This is a genomic window from Rhizobium sp. S163 (assembly GCF_030380805.1).
Taxonomy (GTDB): Bacteria; Pseudomonadota; Alphaproteobacteria; order Rhizobiales; family Rhizobiaceae; genus Rhizobium.
In genome coordinates, this window is sequence record NZ_JAUDSA010000018.1 from 1,180,642 (window position 1) to 1,196,449 (window position 15,808).

General features: G+C 61.7%; 16 protein-coding genes. 5 read left to right on the top strand and 11 right to left on the bottom strand.

Annotation, left to right across the window (positions count from 1 at the left end):
* Positions 1-182: 182 nt before the first annotated feature.
* On the bottom strand, positions 183-1,196 hold the full coding sequence (locus tag QTL96_RS21515; RefSeq protein WP_289729109.1) for a zinc-binding alcohol dehydrogenase family protein: 1,014 nt from the start codon (positions 1,194-1,196) through the stop codon (positions 183-185).
* A gap of 103 nt (positions 1,197-1,299) precedes the next feature.
* On the opposite strand from QTL96_RS21515, the gene QTL96_RS21520 reads away from it, so the two are divergent.
* On the top strand, positions 1,300-1,707 hold the full coding sequence (locus QTL96_RS21520) for a helix-turn-helix domain-containing protein (protein ID WP_289729110.1): 408 nt from the start codon (positions 1,300-1,302) through the stop codon (positions 1,705-1,707).
* Here the strand turns inward: QTL96_RS21520 and QTL96_RS21525 are convergent.
* Positions 1,678-2,895 carry an MFS transporter gene (locus QTL96_RS21525; RefSeq protein WP_289729111.1) on the bottom strand — a complete coding sequence of 406 codons (1,218 nt, stop codon included), beginning with the start codon at positions 2,893-2,895 and terminating at the stop codon, positions 1,678-1,680. The genes QTL96_RS21520 and QTL96_RS21525 overlap by 30 nt on opposite strands.
* A gap of 299 nt (positions 2,896-3,194) precedes the next feature.
* Here QTL96_RS21525 and QTL96_RS21530 point away from each other — a divergent pair, with 299 nt between their 5' ends.
* Positions 3,195-4,139: a diacylglycerol kinase family protein gene (locus tag QTL96_RS21530; protein ID WP_289729112.1), complete on the top strand. Its 945-nt coding sequence runs from the start codon at positions 3,195-3,197 to the stop codon at positions 4,137-4,139.
* Here the strand turns inward: QTL96_RS21530 and QTL96_RS21535 are convergent.
* Positions 4,136-5,488 (bottom strand): glutamine synthetase family protein, encoded by a 1,353-nt coding sequence (locus tag QTL96_RS21535; RefSeq protein WP_289729113.1) that lies wholly within the window; start codon positions 5,486-5,488, stop codon positions 4,136-4,138. The two genes, QTL96_RS21530 and QTL96_RS21535, sit on opposite strands and share 4 nt — an antisense overlap.
* Positions 5,489-5,571: 83 nt before the next feature.
* On the opposite strand from QTL96_RS21535, the gene QTL96_RS21540 reads away from it, so the two are divergent.
* Entirely contained in the window at positions 5,572-6,939 is a 1,368-nt protein-coding gene (locus tag QTL96_RS21540) for an aspartate aminotransferase family protein (protein ID WP_289729114.1), read from the top strand.
* 7 nt (positions 6,940-6,946) lie between these two features.
* Here QTL96_RS21540 and QTL96_RS21545 read toward each other — a convergent pair whose 3' ends face one another.
* The gene (locus tag QTL96_RS21545) at positions 6,947-8,443 is read right to left on the bottom strand and encodes a glycosyltransferase family 39 protein (protein ID WP_289729115.1); all 1,497 of its coding nucleotides are present in this window, start codon (positions 8,441-8,443) and stop codon (positions 6,947-6,949) included.
* Complete coding sequence (locus QTL96_RS21550; protein ID WP_289729163.1) at positions 8,436-9,452, bottom strand: glycosyltransferase family 2 protein; 1,017 nt, start codon at positions 9,450-9,452, stop codon at positions 8,436-8,438. The genes QTL96_RS21545 and QTL96_RS21550 overlap by 8 nt, the downstream gene beginning before the upstream one ends.
* 69 nt (positions 9,453-9,521) lie before the next feature.
* Here QTL96_RS21550 and QTL96_RS21555 point away from each other — a divergent pair, with 69 nt between their 5' ends.
* On the top strand, positions 9,522-10,484 hold the full coding sequence (locus QTL96_RS21555) for a lysylphosphatidylglycerol synthase transmembrane domain-containing protein (protein ID WP_289729116.1): 963 nt from the start codon (positions 9,522-9,524) through the stop codon (positions 10,482-10,484).
* A 15-nt stretch (positions 10,485-10,499) separates the two neighbouring features.
* Here the strand turns inward: QTL96_RS21555 and amn are convergent, their stop codons facing one another.
* The 3 genes from amn to QTL96_RS21570 form a co-directional block, all read right to left on the bottom strand.
* Complete coding sequence (amn, locus tag QTL96_RS21560) at positions 10,500-12,002, bottom strand: AMP nucleosidase (RefSeq protein WP_289729117.1); 1,503 nt, start codon at positions 12,000-12,002, stop codon at positions 10,500-10,502.
* A gap of 118 nt (positions 12,003-12,120) precedes the next feature.
* The gene (locus QTL96_RS21565) at positions 12,121-12,330 is read right to left on the bottom strand and encodes a hypothetical protein (protein WP_247750131.1); all 210 of its coding nucleotides are present in this window, start codon (positions 12,328-12,330) and stop codon (positions 12,121-12,123) included.
* A gap of 170 nt (positions 12,331-12,500) precedes the next feature.
* Positions 12,501-12,839 carry a DUF2147 domain-containing protein gene (locus QTL96_RS21570; protein ID WP_113200805.1) on the bottom strand — a complete coding sequence of 113 codons (339 nt, stop codon included), beginning with the start codon at positions 12,837-12,839 and terminating at the stop codon, positions 12,501-12,503.
* Between the two features lie 436 nt (positions 12,840-13,275).
* Here QTL96_RS21570 and QTL96_RS21575 point away from each other — a divergent pair, with 436 nt between their 5' ends.
* Positions 13,276-13,542, top strand: a complete 267-nt coding sequence (locus QTL96_RS21575) for a sel1 repeat family protein (RefSeq protein WP_289729118.1) — start codon at positions 13,276-13,278, stop codon at positions 13,540-13,542.
* A gap of 131 nt (positions 13,543-13,673) precedes the next feature.
* Here the strand turns inward: QTL96_RS21575 and QTL96_RS21580 are convergent, their stop codons facing one another.
* From QTL96_RS21580 to QTL96_RS21590, 3 genes are all read right to left on the bottom strand, one after another.
* A complete protein-coding gene (locus QTL96_RS21580; protein WP_289729119.1) occupies positions 13,674-14,786 on the bottom strand; it encodes a pyridoxal phosphate-dependent aminotransferase in 1,113 nt (370 codons plus the stop codon).
* 91 nt (positions 14,787-14,877) lie between these two features.
* A complete protein-coding gene (locus tag QTL96_RS21585; RefSeq protein WP_018898834.1) occupies positions 14,878-15,273 on the bottom strand; it encodes a hypothetical protein in 396 nt (131 codons plus the stop codon).
* 109 nt (positions 15,274-15,382) lie between these two features.
* On the bottom strand, positions 15,383-15,784 hold the full coding sequence (locus QTL96_RS21590) for a DUF2177 family protein (protein WP_289729120.1): 402 nt from the start codon (positions 15,782-15,784) through the stop codon (positions 15,383-15,385).
* Positions 15,785-15,808 lie beyond the last annotated feature (24 nt).

Consider the following 15,808-nt stretch of genomic DNA (forward strand, 5'->3'; position numbering starts at 1 on the left):
TCCGCGCGGAACGGGCGTTCCGTGCGTGATGCTGTAGGTGGTCCCAAACGCTGAAAAAGTCAAGCGGGGTAGGTGGTTGCGGCGAAAAAGCCGCGCAGGACGCGCGGCTTTCTTCGTGGGCGTGATGAATGAGTCGCTTCTTTATGCCGAAATGCTCATCCATCGGGTCGAGCCGGCTGCTATCAGAAGCCGGCGAGCACCAGCTTTCCCTTGGTCTTCCCGCTCTCGATCATCGCATGCGCCGCCTTCAGGTTTGCCGCATTGATCACGCCGAGCGTTTCGTTCAGCGTCGTGCGGATGGTGCCAGCATCGACCAGGTCCGCGATCTTGTTCAGAAGCTTGTGCTGCTCGATCATGTCGGCGGTGTTAAAGAGCGGGCGCGTGAACATCAGCTCCCAATGGATCGAGATGGCCTTGCGCTTGAAGGGCATGACGTCGAGCGTCTTCGGGTCGTCGATGAGCGCAAAGCGGCCCTGCGGCGCGATGGCCTCGACGATATCCTGCAGGTGGTCGCTGGTGTTCGTGGTCGAGAAGACGAAGCCCGGCGCACCGATGCCAAGCGCGGCCATCTGCGCAGCGATCGGCTTCGAATGGTCGATCACATGGTGGGCGCCGAGTTCCTTCACCCAGGCCTGCGTTTCCGGCCGCGAGGCGGTCGCGATCACAGTGAGGTCGGTCAAGGCGCGGGCGATCTGGATGGCGATCGAGCCGACACCGCCGGCGCCGCCGATGATGAGGATGGCGTTGGCGGCACCCGGAACCGCGTCCTGCACCTTCAGGCGATCGAAGAGCGCTTCATAGGCGGTGATCGAGGTCAGTGGCAGGGCAGCGGCGGCCGCGAAATCGAGGCTTGCGGGCTTGCGGCCGACGATGCGCTCATCGACCAGATGGAACTCTGCGTTGGAACCGGGGCGATTGATCGCGCCCGCATATGCCACCTCGTCGCCGACCTTGAACAGCGTCACATCTGGGCCGACCGCCTTGACGATACCGGCCGCGTCCCAACCGAGCACCTTGAACTCGCCCTCGGCGGGCGCCACGCCGGCGCGGACCTTGGTGTCGACGGGGTTGACCGAGACGGCCTTGATCTCGACCAGGAGATCGTGGCCGGTGGCCTCGGGCATCGGCAGGTCGACATCGATCAGCGATGTCTTGGCGGATATGGGCTGAGGGGCGGTATAGGCGACGGCGCGCATGAAAGACTCCTGTGTTTGTTGCACGGGTGCTAGATGCGTCTTACGTTGGGAGTGCGCAAGAATGCACAAATTCTGTACGTAGTACCCAAAAGGATACCGTCAAATGTCGTTGCCGAGAGACAAGCTGACCGAGAACTTCCCCGGATGCCCCGTCGAGGCGACGTTGAGTTTCCTGGATGGCAAGTGGAAGGGCGTGATCCTCTTCCACCTGATGGAGGGCACGCTGCGCTTCAACGAACTGCGCCGCAAGCTACCATCGGTAACGCAGCGGATGCTGACAAAGCAGCTTCGGGAACTGGAGGAATGCGGTCTGGTGTCGCGCACGGTATTTCCCGTCGTGCCGCCACGGGTGGACTACGCGCTGACGCCGCTCGGCAGGACATTGAAGCCCGTCATCGCGGCCTTGGCCGCGTGGGGCGAGGAAAACATATCCTGCCGCCCCAGTGGCCGCCACCTCAGGGATGTGGCGGCCTGTGATCGCTCAGACGCGGCTGCGGCGGTCGAGGCGTAGCGAGGCCGCGAAGACGACGATGCCGAGCGCCGACAGGATCGCGCCGACATAACCCGTCGAAGCCGAGCCATAGCCCCAGGCGATAACGAGGCCGCCGAGCCAGGCGCCGAGCGCGTTGGCGATGTTGAATGCGGAGTGGTTGGAGGCGGCGGCCAACGTCTGCGCATCGGCGGCGACATCCATCAGGCGGGTCTGCAGCGCCGGGCCGGCGGCGAAGCCGCAGCCGATCAGGAAGACGCAGAGGCCAAGCATGAATGGGTTGCTCGCGGTCAGCGAAAACAGTGTGAGCACGATGATGTTGAAGACCAGCGAGCCGCCGATCGTGCCCATGATCGACTTGTCGGCGAGCCAGGAGCCGACGACGTTGCCGGCATTCATGCCGACGCCGAACAGCACCATCATGACAGCCACCATGCCGGGCTGCAGCATGGCGACATCGGTGGTCGTGTCGGCGATGTAGCTGAACATGGCGAACATGCCGCCGTAGCCGACGGCCGCAATCGCAAGCGTCAGAAGTACCTGCGGACGCTTGAAGGCGCCGAGTTCGCGCATGAAGCTCGCACCCTCGGAGACTTCATCGCGCGGCACGTAGTACCAGATGAGCGCCATGGTCACGAGGCCGATCACGCCGACGGCAGTGAACGCGACGCGCCAGTCGAGCGACTGGCCGAAGAAGGTGGCAACAGGCGTGCCGAGCAGCGTCGCGATCGTCAGGCCCAGCATGACGCGGCCAACCGCGCGGGCGCGCTTGTGCACCGGCACCATCGATGCGGCGACGATAGCCGCGACGCCGAAATAGGCGCCATGCGGCAAGCCGGTGATGAAGCGCAGGATGGTGAAGCTCTCAAACGACGGAGCCATGGCGCTGGTGATATTACCGATGGCGAAAATCCCCATCAGCAGCAACAGCAGCGAACGCCGCGCCATCTTCGCAGCCAGCACGGCAATCACGGGAGCGCCGATGACGACGCCGAGCGCATAGGCGCTGATGACATAACCGGCCTGCGGGATGGTCACGGAAAACGTGCCGGCGACATTGGGAAGCAGGCCCATGATCGCGAACTCGCCGGTGCCGATCCCGAAGCCGCCACAGGCCAGCGCCAGCTGCACGAGCGCGACCGCCATGGGCGAGGGGGCCTCGGAGACGGGGATATCGGCGATGGAATCGTTTACGGCGACCTGGCTCAAGCGCGAGCTCCTTCGGCATGCAATGGCTTGGAACAGTCGCGCAATGAAGGGTCACTGCCGGACGGACAAGCGGAAAATGAGGGAGATGGAGCGCCTGCTCCAACGATGTATTAATTTACGATTTGTCGAAAGGCGTCATGTGCGTTTTATGCAGCGCAGCATCCCACCAGGTGCATACGTGAGCGATCTACTGATCCGGATCGCGCATTCTGGCGTCATTTAGCTTGCCATCTGCTTGAAATCGCACGCGAACGAACCATTTCTAGGCGGCGCGTCAGCCGATCAGCAACGGGAACTCGATGAAGCTTATAGGTTTTTTCAACCGCGATGGCGGCACTTTTCGCACGACCGACATGGAGGCGTACGAGAAGCATGCGGAACGGGTTTTCCGCGAAGCCGGCCATGATTTCGAGGCGATGGTCTTTCCCGGCAAGGAGATCGTTCCGGCCATGGAACGTGCCGCGCGCCGAGACGACATCGACGGCATCGTCGCCGGCGGCGGCGACGGCACCATCTCGGCCGCATCCTCCATCGCCTGGAAGAATGGCGTGGCGCTCGGCGTGATCCCAGCCGGGACGATGAACCTGTTTGCGCGATCGCTGCGCATTCCGCTCGATATCTGGCAGGCGCTCGATGTTCTGGCCGCGGGCGAGGTCGATCATGTCGATATCGCCAGCGCCAACGACCGTCCCTTCATCCACCAGTTCTCCGCCGGCCTGCATGCGCGCATGGTGCGTTATCGCAACTCCTACAGCTATCGGTCCCGGCTCGGAAAAATGCGCGCCAGCACCCGCGCGGCCTTCGGCGTCGTGCTCAATCCGCCGGAATTCGAGGTCGAGTTCGAGGCGATCGGCATCAAGGAACGCCGCAAGGTGTCAGCCGTGTCGGTATCGAACAATCCCTTCGGCGAGAACGCGCTGCTTTATGCGGATACGCTGACATCGGGCGAACTCGGCTTCTACACCGCCAAGCCCTTGAAGCCATGGGGCGTGGCGCGGCTTGCCATCGATCTCCTGCGCGGAAAGGTGCGGGAGAACGCCGACGTGATGATCATGCATCCGGCCGAAGTGCATCTGCACTTCCCGAAAGTGCACTCGAAAGCCAATTGCGTGATGGACGGCGAACTCCTGCCGCTCGCCCGCGACGTCGCGCTGAAGCTGCATCCCGGCGAACTCAAGGTTCTCGTCAGGCAGGGCCTCGCCGCCCAGGTCGACGAAACAGAACGGCGCGAACCGACGTCCTAAAGACGCGGCAGATAGGTGCGGTAATCGAAGTCGGACACGGTGCGGAGGTTGGTGATTGCCTCCTTCCGCTTCGTGTCGCCATAGAGCCTCTGGTAGGCCTCGCCGAAGACATCCGCGATGAACGGCGACGCCCGGAACGTCTCAACCGCCGTCAGGAAGTCATGCGTCAGCTTGGTGGCATTGTCAGGCATATGCGACGGCGTCGTCTCCTCGCCGGGGTCGAGTTCGTTGTCGAGCCCAAGCAGCATGCCGCCCAGGATGGCCGCGAGCAGCAGATAGGGATTGGCATCGGCACCGGCGACGCGGTGTTCGATGCGGGCCGCCGGGCCATTCTTGTCGGGAATGCGGATGGCGGTGCCGCGATGCCCGTAGCCCCAGGTGAGATCGACGGGTGCGAAGGACCCTGGCTGGAAGCGACGGTAGGAGTTGGCGAAGGGCGCGAACACCAGCTGCGCATCGCGCATGCTCTGCAGCATCCCGGCGCAGACCGATTTCAGCTTGGTTGCCTCGCCACCCTTGGCGTCGAGGATGTTGCGGCCCTCGCTGTCGATGATGCTCGCATGCACATGCAGGCCGGAGCCGGCGTGATCCGAATAGGGCTTGGCCATGCAGGTGGACTTCAGCCCGTGCTTACGCGCCGCCTGTTCCACGATCCGCTTCAGGTAGATGCAGTCGTCGGCGGCGGCCAGTGCATCCGCGCGGTGCAGCAGGTTGATCTCGAACTGGCCGGGACCGAACTCCGCCGTCGTCGCATCCGCCGGCAGTCCTTGCGCCCTGGCGTATGCGCGCACCGTCTGGAGATAGTCGTCGAGCGCATCGACGGCATTCATGTCGTAGAGCTGGAAGCCGTTCGGATCGCCCTGATAGGTCAGGCTTGCCGGCGGCATCGGCCGGCCGGTCTCGCGCCAGTCCGGCGCCACCACGTAGAACTCGAGTTCCGTGGCGACAACAGGCGTCAGCCCGCGCTCGGCATAGCGGTTCAGCACCGATTGCAGGATGGCGCGCGGGTCCATGAAGCTCGGCGTGCCGTCGAACTCATGCATGGTGGCGAGCACCTGGACGGAGCCCTCGGGCGCCCAAGGCATCGCCGTCAGGCTGCGCTTATCGGGAATGCACTGGCCATCGGGATCGCCGACGGAAAGCGACAGCCCGGTGATATCGTCATTGTCGTCGCCCCAGATATCCAGCGACTGGGTGGAGGAGGGAAGGCGGACTTCGCCGGCCCATACCTTTTTCTGCGCCTCGAGCGGGATCTGCTTGCCGCGCAGGTCGCCATTCATGCCGACCAGCAGGATTTCGATGCGCGGATCGCCACCCGCAGCTTTGCCGTGCATGTTGTCACTCGCCATGATCTTGAAAATCCCCTCGGACAAGGCCAAGGTCGTAGCTCATTGGGAAGAGGCTTTCAATATCCGAGGGTGTTTAGCAAATCATGTCTGATACTTACGCGCGCTCCAATCTCGCCGCCATCGATGCCGCTCATCATCTGCATCCGTTCTCCGATATGAAGAAGCTGAATGCGGATGGCACCCGCATCATTCAGCGCGGCGAAGGCGTGCACGTATGGGACAATCACGGCCGCAAATATCTCGATGGTTTTGCAGGCCTCTGGTGCGTCAATGTCGGCTATGGTCGCAACGAGATCACCGAGGCGGTGGCTTGGCAGATGAACGAGCTGCCCTATTACAACACCTTCTTCGGCACCACGACGACGCCGACGACCTTGCTTGCCGAAAAGGTCACGGCCCATGCCGGCCCGCGCTTCAATCACGTCTTCTTCACCGGTTCCGGTTCCGAGGCCAACGACACGTGGTTCCGCATGGCCCGCGTCTACTGGAGTGCCATCGGCCAGCCGTCGAAGAAGATCGTCATCTCCCGCAAGAATGGCTATCACGGCTCGACCGTCGCCGGTGCCAGCCTCGGCGGCATGAAATACATGCACGAGCAGGGCCACCTGCCGATCGAGGGCATCGTCCATATCGGCCAGCCCTATTGGTATGGCGAGGGCGGCGATCTCTCGCCTGCCGAATTCGGCCTCAAGGTCGCGCGCGAGCTCGAAGCGAAGATCGATGAGCTCGGCGAGGATAACGTCGCCGCCTTCGTGGCCGAGCCGGTGCAGGGCGCGGGTGGCGTGATCATCCCGCCGGAAACCTACTGGCCGGAGATCGCCCGCATCTGCAAGGCGCGCAACATTCTGCTGGTTGCCGACGAGGTGATCTGCGGCTTCGGCCGCCTCGGCGAATGGTTCGGTCACCAATATTTCGGCGTCGAGCCTGATCTGGCGCCGATCGCCAAGGGCCTGTCATCGGGCTACCTGCCGATCGGCGGCGTGCTGGTCAGCGACCGCGTCGCCGATGTCCTGATCAACGAGGTCGGCGATTTCAACCACGGCTTCACTTACTCCGGCCACCCCGTCTGCGCCGCCGCTGCTTTGGAGAACCTCAGGATCATCGAGGATGAAAAGCTGGTGGAGCGCGTTCGCGAGGATATCGGTCCTTACTTCGCCAAGGTCTGGGGCGCACTTGGCGATCATGATCTCCTCGGTCAGGTCCAGAGCATCGGCCTGATGGCAGCGCTGCAACTTGCCGCCGACAAGAAAACCCGCACCCGCTACGAAAAGCCCGATGCCGTCGGCACGCTCGTGCGAAATCACGCGTTCGCCCACGGCCTCATCCTGCGCGCCACCGGCGACCGCATGCTCGCATCCCCGCCGCTCGTCATCAGCCACGAGGAGGTGGACGAGATGGGGCGCATCGCCAAGCTTGCTTTGGATGCGGCATGGAAAGAGCTGAAGGCTTGAGGCTTGCTTACTTCGGATAGATCCAGACGTAGCTGAACCCGACCTGATCCTCCGGCCGCCCCCGGTGATAGGGGACGGAGGTGCTCTTCACGTCGACGGCGCTATACTGTTCGCCGAGGTTCTGCGTGATCCATTCGGCCAGCAGCGGCGGCAAAGCCTCTCCGCTGTCCTTGGTGATCCACACAAGCAGGATCGGCCGCTCGGCCGTCCACTCGTAGGCGATCTTCATATTGTCGAAGAATCGCGACATCAGCGGCACATTCGGCCACTGCAGGTGAAGATTGCCAGCCGGCAGCCAGCTGTCTGTCACGATAAGGCCCGGCGTCTTGCTCTCTTCAGCAGCAATGTGTTTGGCAAAGCCGCTATAGGGCACGTTGTAGGCCTCGTATCGACCAAACAAGGTGGGCAGGTTCGGCCTGGCGAGCAACGCCGCCGGGATGACGATCATCAGAACCAGCGGCACGACGACGAAGCGACGGAAGTGACTATCCGAGCGATGCCCGGCGGCCTGCATCTTCAAACAGAAATAGATCGGCATGAGGAACAGGAACGGCAACAGCCATCGGTCGCGCAGCGAGGTCATGCCGATCGTGACGACCAGAACCATCACCAGAAGCGCGATCGTGACGAACAGCGCTCCGAAGAACCGCGTCCATTCGGAGGATGCGCGAAGGCTATTCCAGAAGGAACGGCCGAAGACAAGCGTGTAGACGAGGACCGTCGGCGCCATGATAACCAAGACAAGCCGCAGGAACTTGAACGGGCCTTGCACCAGCTTCGCGAACGCGGTGTCTGGCGCTTCCTGCTTCATGATCCCAAGCGTACGTCCCGACGCGATGTCGAGATTGTGGAGCAGCCAGAGCCCGTGCGGCAGGAAGATCAGCACGGCAAGCGCGATCGACAGCAGGAAGCGTCGGTCCATGATCCGCGCGCGTCCTTGCGGGTGCAGCCATACGGCTGGCATCGCGGCCACGACGACGAGCGTGAAATTGTATTTCGACAGCATCCCCAATCCGAGCGCCAGCCCCATGAAGGCATAGGAGCCGATCGACGGCGCCTTCAGCGTCTTGATCACGCCGTAGAGAAAGAGGTTGATCGTCAGAAGCTGAATGACCGTGTGGGTGAGGTCGCGCTGCGCTTCCCAGAAGAGCTGAGGGATGGTCAGCAGCGAAAGCGTCGCGATCAGTGCGTAAAGCTTGTCCTCGAGTGCCTCGCGAGCAAGCTTGTAATAGGTCAGGTAGACGAGAAAGAGCACCAGGTTCTTGGTCGCGGAGACAGTCGCCAGCGACAGGCCGAAGAACCAGACGACGATCGACTGCAGCCAATTGTAAAGCGGCGGCTGCGAATCATAGCCGAGCGTCAGCCACTGCGAGACGAACGCCTGTTGCGACTCGTCAAATCTCAGGCCGTGCGGCTGCAGGAGACGAACAATAAACTGGATGCAGAAATACCCGGCGATCAGCCAGACGACGGCATCCGGCTTGCGCGCCAGAAGATTACGCATTCTCATTCCCGTCGAAGATACGCTGGACGATATAGTTGGGCGAGACGTCGTCGCGGTAATAGGTGCGCGCGATCATTTCGGCCAGAATACCGGTCGTGATCATCTGCACGGACGACAGAAGAAGGACGACGCCGACCATGAGCATCGGTCGGGCTCCGATATCGTTGCCCATGATGAACTTGTCGAAGAACAGATAAATCAGGATCAGAGCCGACAAGGCGCCGAGCCCGAGACCCAGCGAGCCAAAGAAATGGCCCGGGCGCGCCTTGTAGCGCATGAAGAACATGACCGAGAGCAGATCGAGGATAACCCGGAACGTGCGCGAGATGCCGTATTTCGATTGGCCGTGCGCGCGGGCATGGTGCGTGACGACCATTTCGCCGATACGCGAGCTCGGCACGACGCCGGCGACCCAGGCCGGAATGAAGCGGTGCATCTCGCCCATCAGCTTCACCTGCTTGATGACCGAGGTGCGGTAGATCTTCAGGCTGCAGCCATAGTCGTGCAGCTTGACGCCGGTGATGCGGCCGATGAGGTAATTCGCGCACCAGGAAGGGATCTTGCGCAGCAAAAGCCCGTCCTGGCGGTTCTTGCGCCAGCCGACGAGCAGGTCGAGTTCGCGGCGCTCGAGTTCTGCGACCATGTGCGGGATGTCGTTCGGATCGTTCTGGAGGTCGCCGTCCATAGTGGCGATCAGGCGGCCGGTAGCCGCGTCGATGCCGGCCTGCATGGCGGCGGTCTGGCCGAAATTGCGCTGCAGCGCCACGATGCGAAGCGACAGGCCGTCGCGGCCGATATGCTTGCGAGCATTGACGAGCGTGGCGTCCGTGCTGCCATCGTCGACCAGGATGAGCTCCCAGCGGTTGGGGTAGCGGGTCATCGCCGAGCAGATGCGATCGACCAGCGGGCCAACGCTCTCTTCTTCGTTGAAGACGGGGACGACCAGCGATAGTTCGACGGGAGCAGCGGCGTCGATCGCGCCTGAAAGTGTTTCTGCCGTTGTCTGCAACACGTATTTCTCCTAAAACGCCGCCCAGTGGTGCCGCTCTTCTGTCGGCCGAAGGCAGGAAGCTAGTACATGAAGTCTCCGGTGGTTGCCAGCCGACAATCCTGGTTCGCACGCAATCGAATGCTGCTGTTCACAGTCATAATTGTCATAGTCTACGCCGCCTTCATCGAGTGGTTCTGGGGCTGGTCGACCATTCTGCGGCAGTGGGCCGAGGTAGGTGCTCCGACGATCATCGCGGCCCTCGCTCTTCTTACCAGCACCTATTTCCTGCGAACCTGGCGCATATACGATTACTTCCCACGCGAAACGCGCGGCCGCTTCCCGGCGCTCTTCCGCGTCACGCAAGTCCATAATCTCTTGAACATCATGCTGCCATTTCGAACCGGCGAAACCAGCTTTCCATTGCTGATGCGCACCGAATTCGGAATCCCGCTGGCGCGCGGAACGGCGGCGCTGCTCGTCATGCGGCTTCTCGATCTTCATGCGCTCTTCGCGGCCGCAGGCATCGGCTTCGCCATCGCGTCGTCGCACAAACTGATTGCGTGGCTTCTATGGGCCGCATTCCTGCTGCTACCTGTCGCAGCGTTCGCGGCGCGCAAACCGCTCGTGCGCCTTGCCGCGAAACTCCTGCCGAGGAAATTGCAGCACTTCGTCGCCGAGATCGAAAATGGCCTGCCCGCAAATGCTTCGGCCTTCGCACGCGCTTGGGCGATGACTGTCATCAACTGGCTGGTGAAGGTGCTGGTGCTTGCCTGGGCGTTGCGGCTGATGGGCGTCGTACCGGCGGCTGCAAGCTTCGGCGGCGCGCTTGGCGGCGAGCTGTCGTCGGTGCTGCCGATGCATGCCCCTGGCGGTGTCGGCACCTATCCGGCGGGTATCACGGCTGGCGCCGTTGCCTTCGGCGCATCCAGCGATGCCGCGGATATTGCGGCTCTCGCCCGGGCAAGCATCAATGCCCACCTGCTGATCATTGTTTCCGCACTCACGGGAACGGCAATCTCCTTGCCGTTCGGTCGTCGTCGCGCCTCTTGAAGCAGGCGAGGTGGCCTATTGGAAGGCCGTCTCGAAGAAGCTTCTGAGCTTGCGTGAATGCAGCGTCTCGGGCGGCATGGCCGCAAGCTTCTGCACGGCGCGGATGCCGATCTGCAGATGCTGGTTGACCTGCGTGCGGTAGAAGGCCGTGGCCATGCCCGGAAGCTTCAGTTCGCCATGCAGCGGCTTGTCGGAGACGCAAAGCAGCGTTCCGTAAGGCACTCTGAAGCGGAAGCCGTTGGCGGCGATGGTCGCTGATTCCATGTCGAGCGCGATAGCGCGTGCCTGAGACAGCCGCTTCACCGGTCCGCGTTGATCGCGCAGTTCCCAGTTGCGGTTGTCGATGGTGCCGACGGTCCCCGTTCGCATGATGCGCTTGAGCTCGAAGCCCTCGTAGCCGGTGATCTCGGCCACGGCCGCCTCCAGCGCCACCTGCACTTCGGCGAGCGCCGGGATAGGCACCCAGACCGGCAGGTCGTCGTCGAGAACGTGGTCTTCGCGCATATAGGCATGCGCCAGCACGTAGTCGCCCAATCGCTGGCTGTTGCGCAGGCCGGCGCAATGGCCGAGCATCAGCCAGGCATGCGGGCGCAGCACCGCCACGTGGTCGGTGATCGTCTTGGCGTTGGACGGGCCGACGCCGATATTGATCATGGTGATCCCGGCATGGCCCTTCTTCTTCAGGTGATAGGCCGGCATCTGCGGCAGGCGCGATAGTGTCGCGTCCGTTTCCGGCCTGCTCGATCCGGCATGGGTGACGATATTGCCGGGCTCGACGAAGCATGTGTAGCCATCGCCGCCCTCGGCCATCAGCTTGCGCGCCCAGGTGCAGAATTCGTCGATGTAGAACTGGTAGTTCGTGAACAGCACGAAGTTCTGGAAATGCTGCGCGCCGGTGGCCGTATAGTGCGAGAGGCGGGCCAGCGAATAGTCGATACGCTGCGCCGTGAAGGCCGCAAGCGGCGAGGGCTCGCCCGGCGGCGGAATATATTCGCCGTTGGCGATCTCGTCGTCGGTGGTGTTGAGGTCGGGCGTGTCGAAGAGATCGCGCATCGGCACGTCGACGAAGGCTGACGCGGATGCCTCGACATGCGCCCCCTCACCAAAGGCGAAATGCAGCGGGATTGGCGTGCTCGACTCGGAAACGACGACGGGCACATTGTGATTGCGCATCAGGTGCCCGAGCTGTTCCTTCAGATAATGCCGGAAGAGCGAGGGACGGGTGATCGTCGTCGTGTAGATGCCCGGCGCCGTGACGTGACCGTAGGAGAGGCGCGTGTCGATATGGCCGAAGCTTGTCGTCTCGATGCTCACCTGCGGATAAAACGCCCGGTAGCGCGAGGTGATCGGCGCGCCCTGCGCCAGTTCCTTGAAGTGCTCGATCAGGAAGCTCGTGTTGCGCTCGTAAAGCTCTGTCAGCGCTTCGACGGCCTTGATTGGATCGTCGAAACTTTGCGGCTTGAAGGGGCTCGGAGACGAGACGTCGAGGGGGGCAGAAGGAGAGATTCGGTTGCTCATGAGGCATTATAGTACGTCGTTCTTAACAAGCAAACGACGCGTGCATGACCAGCATGACAAGACCTGAATGATCAGGATGACCGGCAGCCGGGGGCGGCGCTTGCCGGTCGCGATGGCGTCAGTTGACGCTGGTGCAGATCGGGTTGGTTCTGTCGACGCAGGTATAGTTCGCGCCGAAATGCGACTGCGCGCCGCCGCCGGCATTGCGGTTGACGGCCGCCGAGAACGAGACGGCGAATATCGCTGCGAACAGCGTGATGATGGTGAAGCGTCTTGCCATGATAAGCACTTCCGTATCCTTGCCCATGTGCCATGTTCCGAATGTCATGTGTGCGCCGGGTGCTGCTTGCGACGCAGTGCACTTTAGAATGACATCGTTTTGCCATGGTCAGGCTGAACCGATGCTGAGATCGGAATTCATCCGCCGTTCATGAAGCAAGCATCGGCGGGAAGGACGGAGGAGATGCGCCCGATGGGCCGGACGCATCGGATATTCGGTTACAGGCGCGTCCAGGTCTGCGACTTGCAGAGAACGGCGAGCACGCAGCCCTTCATCTTCAGCGAGTTGCCGGAAACCGTGCCAGAGCCGCTATAGGTCTTGTCGTTGCTGGGGTCGGTGATCTCGCCATCATAGGTGCCGTCCTTGCCAGTCAGCGTTCCGATCTTCCGCCCCGCATATTTGCCCGTCTTCAGCGTGATGCAGTAGCTGCCGCCGCACGAAGCGATCACGGCGGTGTCGCCGGCCACCGTCTTCCAATTGCCTGCGATCGGCTCCTCGGCATGCGCAAGCGTTGCGGAAAGCGCTAGCGCGCTCGCCAGAATGAGACTGCGGATCATCTTATTCCTCCCTGATGTCCTGAGGTTGCGGACGATAGCTTACGCGAACGTAAAGATAAACATTCGCGGTTCCGGCATGCCTGAAAGTGCCTGTTCGCGAAGACGAATTTCCGTGTGTTTTCATTTGGGCGCTGATTTTGTGGTGAACGAAGGGTTGATTTTCAAATCTGAATTTTTCCTTAAACAAATGCCGGAACCCTTAATGAGCAGGCGATCCGATGTTTAACAAAAACCCAATTTTACCAAGCGTTTGCACTTTGTTTGTCTCAAATTAATCATGCATTTTAGGCGTTTTTTGAAGGGCTTGCTGCATATTGAACCCATCAAACGAGCGGGGCAAACCCGCCGAACCGAAGAGACCGAACGCCGCGTTAGACGGCAAGGCTCCGAGGTAAAACAGGGTAAGTCGATAACAGGCTAAACAGGGATAAAACCGATGGCACGCTTTGAAATGCACAATGCTGAAACGGCCACCATGGGTGGCGAAAACAACGCCGACGTCTTCTGCGAAATGGGTCTGATGTACGCGACAGGTCGCGGATGCTCCGTTGACCTCGTTGCGGCCCACAAATGGCTGAACATCGCCGCCATCAAGGGCCACGATCGCGCCGCCGAACTGCGCGCCGATCTCGCGGCCACGATGGAAAAGATGCAGCTTGTCGAGGCGCTGCGCGCGGCTCGCGAATGGATGACGGTGCACTAAGCGACTGTCAGTGCCGACAATTCAATAAAAACAATAACCTCGAAGAGGGGATGGCGAGGCGCCTTGCGCCTGCGCCGACATATCGAACCGCGACCGGCAGGAACAAGGCCGGCGCGGTTCTTGTCGTTTGATCAGCCGATCGACTTCAGAACCTGAGGCAGTGCCGCCTCGAACAGGTCCATATCGGCGGCCGGGCCGACGCTGACGCGAATGCAGCGGTTGAGCGGAGCGACCCCCGGCATGCGGATGAACACGCCATGCTGCATCAGCCCGTCGACGATCGCCCGCGCATAGGTGCCGTCGCGGCCTGCGTCGATGGCGACGAAGTTGGTGGCCGAAGGCAGTGCCTGCAGGCCGTTGGCATCGGCTATACGGGCAATCCGCTCGCGCGCGGCGTGAATCTTGGCGACTACCTCCGAGAGATAGGCCTGATCCTTGAGCGCGGCGATTGCGCCGGCGACAGCCATCCGGTTCATGCCGAAATGGTTGCGGATCTTGTCGAAGGCGAGGGCAGTGCCCGGTGTCGAGATCGCGTAACCCACGCGCGCGCCGGCAAGGCCGTAGGCCTTCGAGAAGGTGCGCGTCCTGATCACGTTTGGCAAATCGATCAGCGACGCGATCGAGGGCAGGGCGCTGGCCGGACCCGTTTCGCTATAGGCCTCGTCGAGGATCAGCAGCGTGGTCTCGGGAATCGCGCGGGCAAAAGCCACCACGCGGTCGGCATCCCACCAGCTACCCATCGGATTGTCGGGGTTGGCGAAGTAGATGAGCGGCGGATTTTCGCGCTTCACCGCATCCAGCAACCCATCGAGATCTTCGCGATCATTCACATAGGGAACGGTTACCAGTCGGCCGCCGAAGCCCGCCACATGAAAGTTGAAGGTCGGATAGCCGCCGAGCGAAGTGACAACGGGCGCACCGGGTTCGATCACCATGCGAACGATCTGCCCGAGCAACTCGTCGATACCGCCGCCGATGGCGATATTGGCCGGCGTCGTGCCAAGATGGGCGGCAAGTGATTCCTTCAGATCGTGGTTCTCGGGATCGCTGTATTTCCAGATATCACCGCCCGCCTCGCGCATCGCCGTCAGAACCGAAGGGGCGGGGCCGAAGCCGTTTTCGTTGGCGCCGATGCGCGCCTTGACGGCGAGGCCGCGCTGGCGCTCGATGGCCTCAGGGCCGACAAAGGGAACGGTGGAGGGCAGGGCGCTGACAAGCGGTGTGAAGCGAGAGAAGGCAGACATTGAAGGGCATTTCCCAAGGCTATGAAAATCGCGCCAACAATAGGCGCTGATGGTGCCATGGCAAGGACGATTATTCCCCTGGGGAGCCTATTTACATGCTGATCGTGCGGCTCGCGCTGATCGCTTCCATGTTGCCGATCATGAAGTCGGCACGCACGACGCGGCGCAATACCTCGGGCTCGATCGTGTTGATGAAGCGCACATGCAGGCGCTCATTGCGTCGTGACACCTCGGCGCAGCCGATGCGGTAGGCTAGCCCGAGAATGTTGAGATAGTAGTGCTTGGGAAGACCGGTCGCCGAAGCGACGAGAAGCGTGGCGCCGCCGCGGGAGATGTCGATGATCTCGGCGCTGCGCATCGAGACACCCGTCAGACAGGGCCGCACGGCCACGATGCGGGCCGGGCGCCGCACGTTGAATTGCTCCCACCGGGTCTCGTAAATCTCCGATTTCACCGTCGTGAGGTGCGTGTTGTTGAGCATCGACATCGCAGGCACACTCCTAAAATCAGAAAAATCCTAGTCTTTCCAATGGAGCGTCACATGAATGCTTTGCGCAATCATCAACGAAGTCACTACAATTCTAGTGAATGAGAATTTAACTGAAGGCTCGGACCGCAAAAAATCCGCCGGCGGCCGTCATGGCGGTGATAAAGCCGCCCCAGGCGAGATCGACTATGCTCATCAGCGGCGGCCAGTTCTTCAGCGTGGCGAGGTTGGTGACGTCGTAGGTTCCGTAAGCGGCAAGCCCCAGGATCAGGCCGTAAATGACGGCGGTCCATAGCGACCCAGACGCGATTGCCGGAAGCACGGCAAGCACCACAACGGCGACGGCGAAGAAAAGATAGAAGATCGCCGCGATTCCGAAATTCGGCGACTGTAGCATCAGATCGCCCAGTTGATCGCGATAGAATGTCCGGGCGACGAGGCCGAGCCAGATGGCATCCAAGACGAGCAGCGTACCAAATGAACCGGCATAGGCGACGAGAGCTGTTTTCATGATCCTGTCCTGACGTTTGCCTCT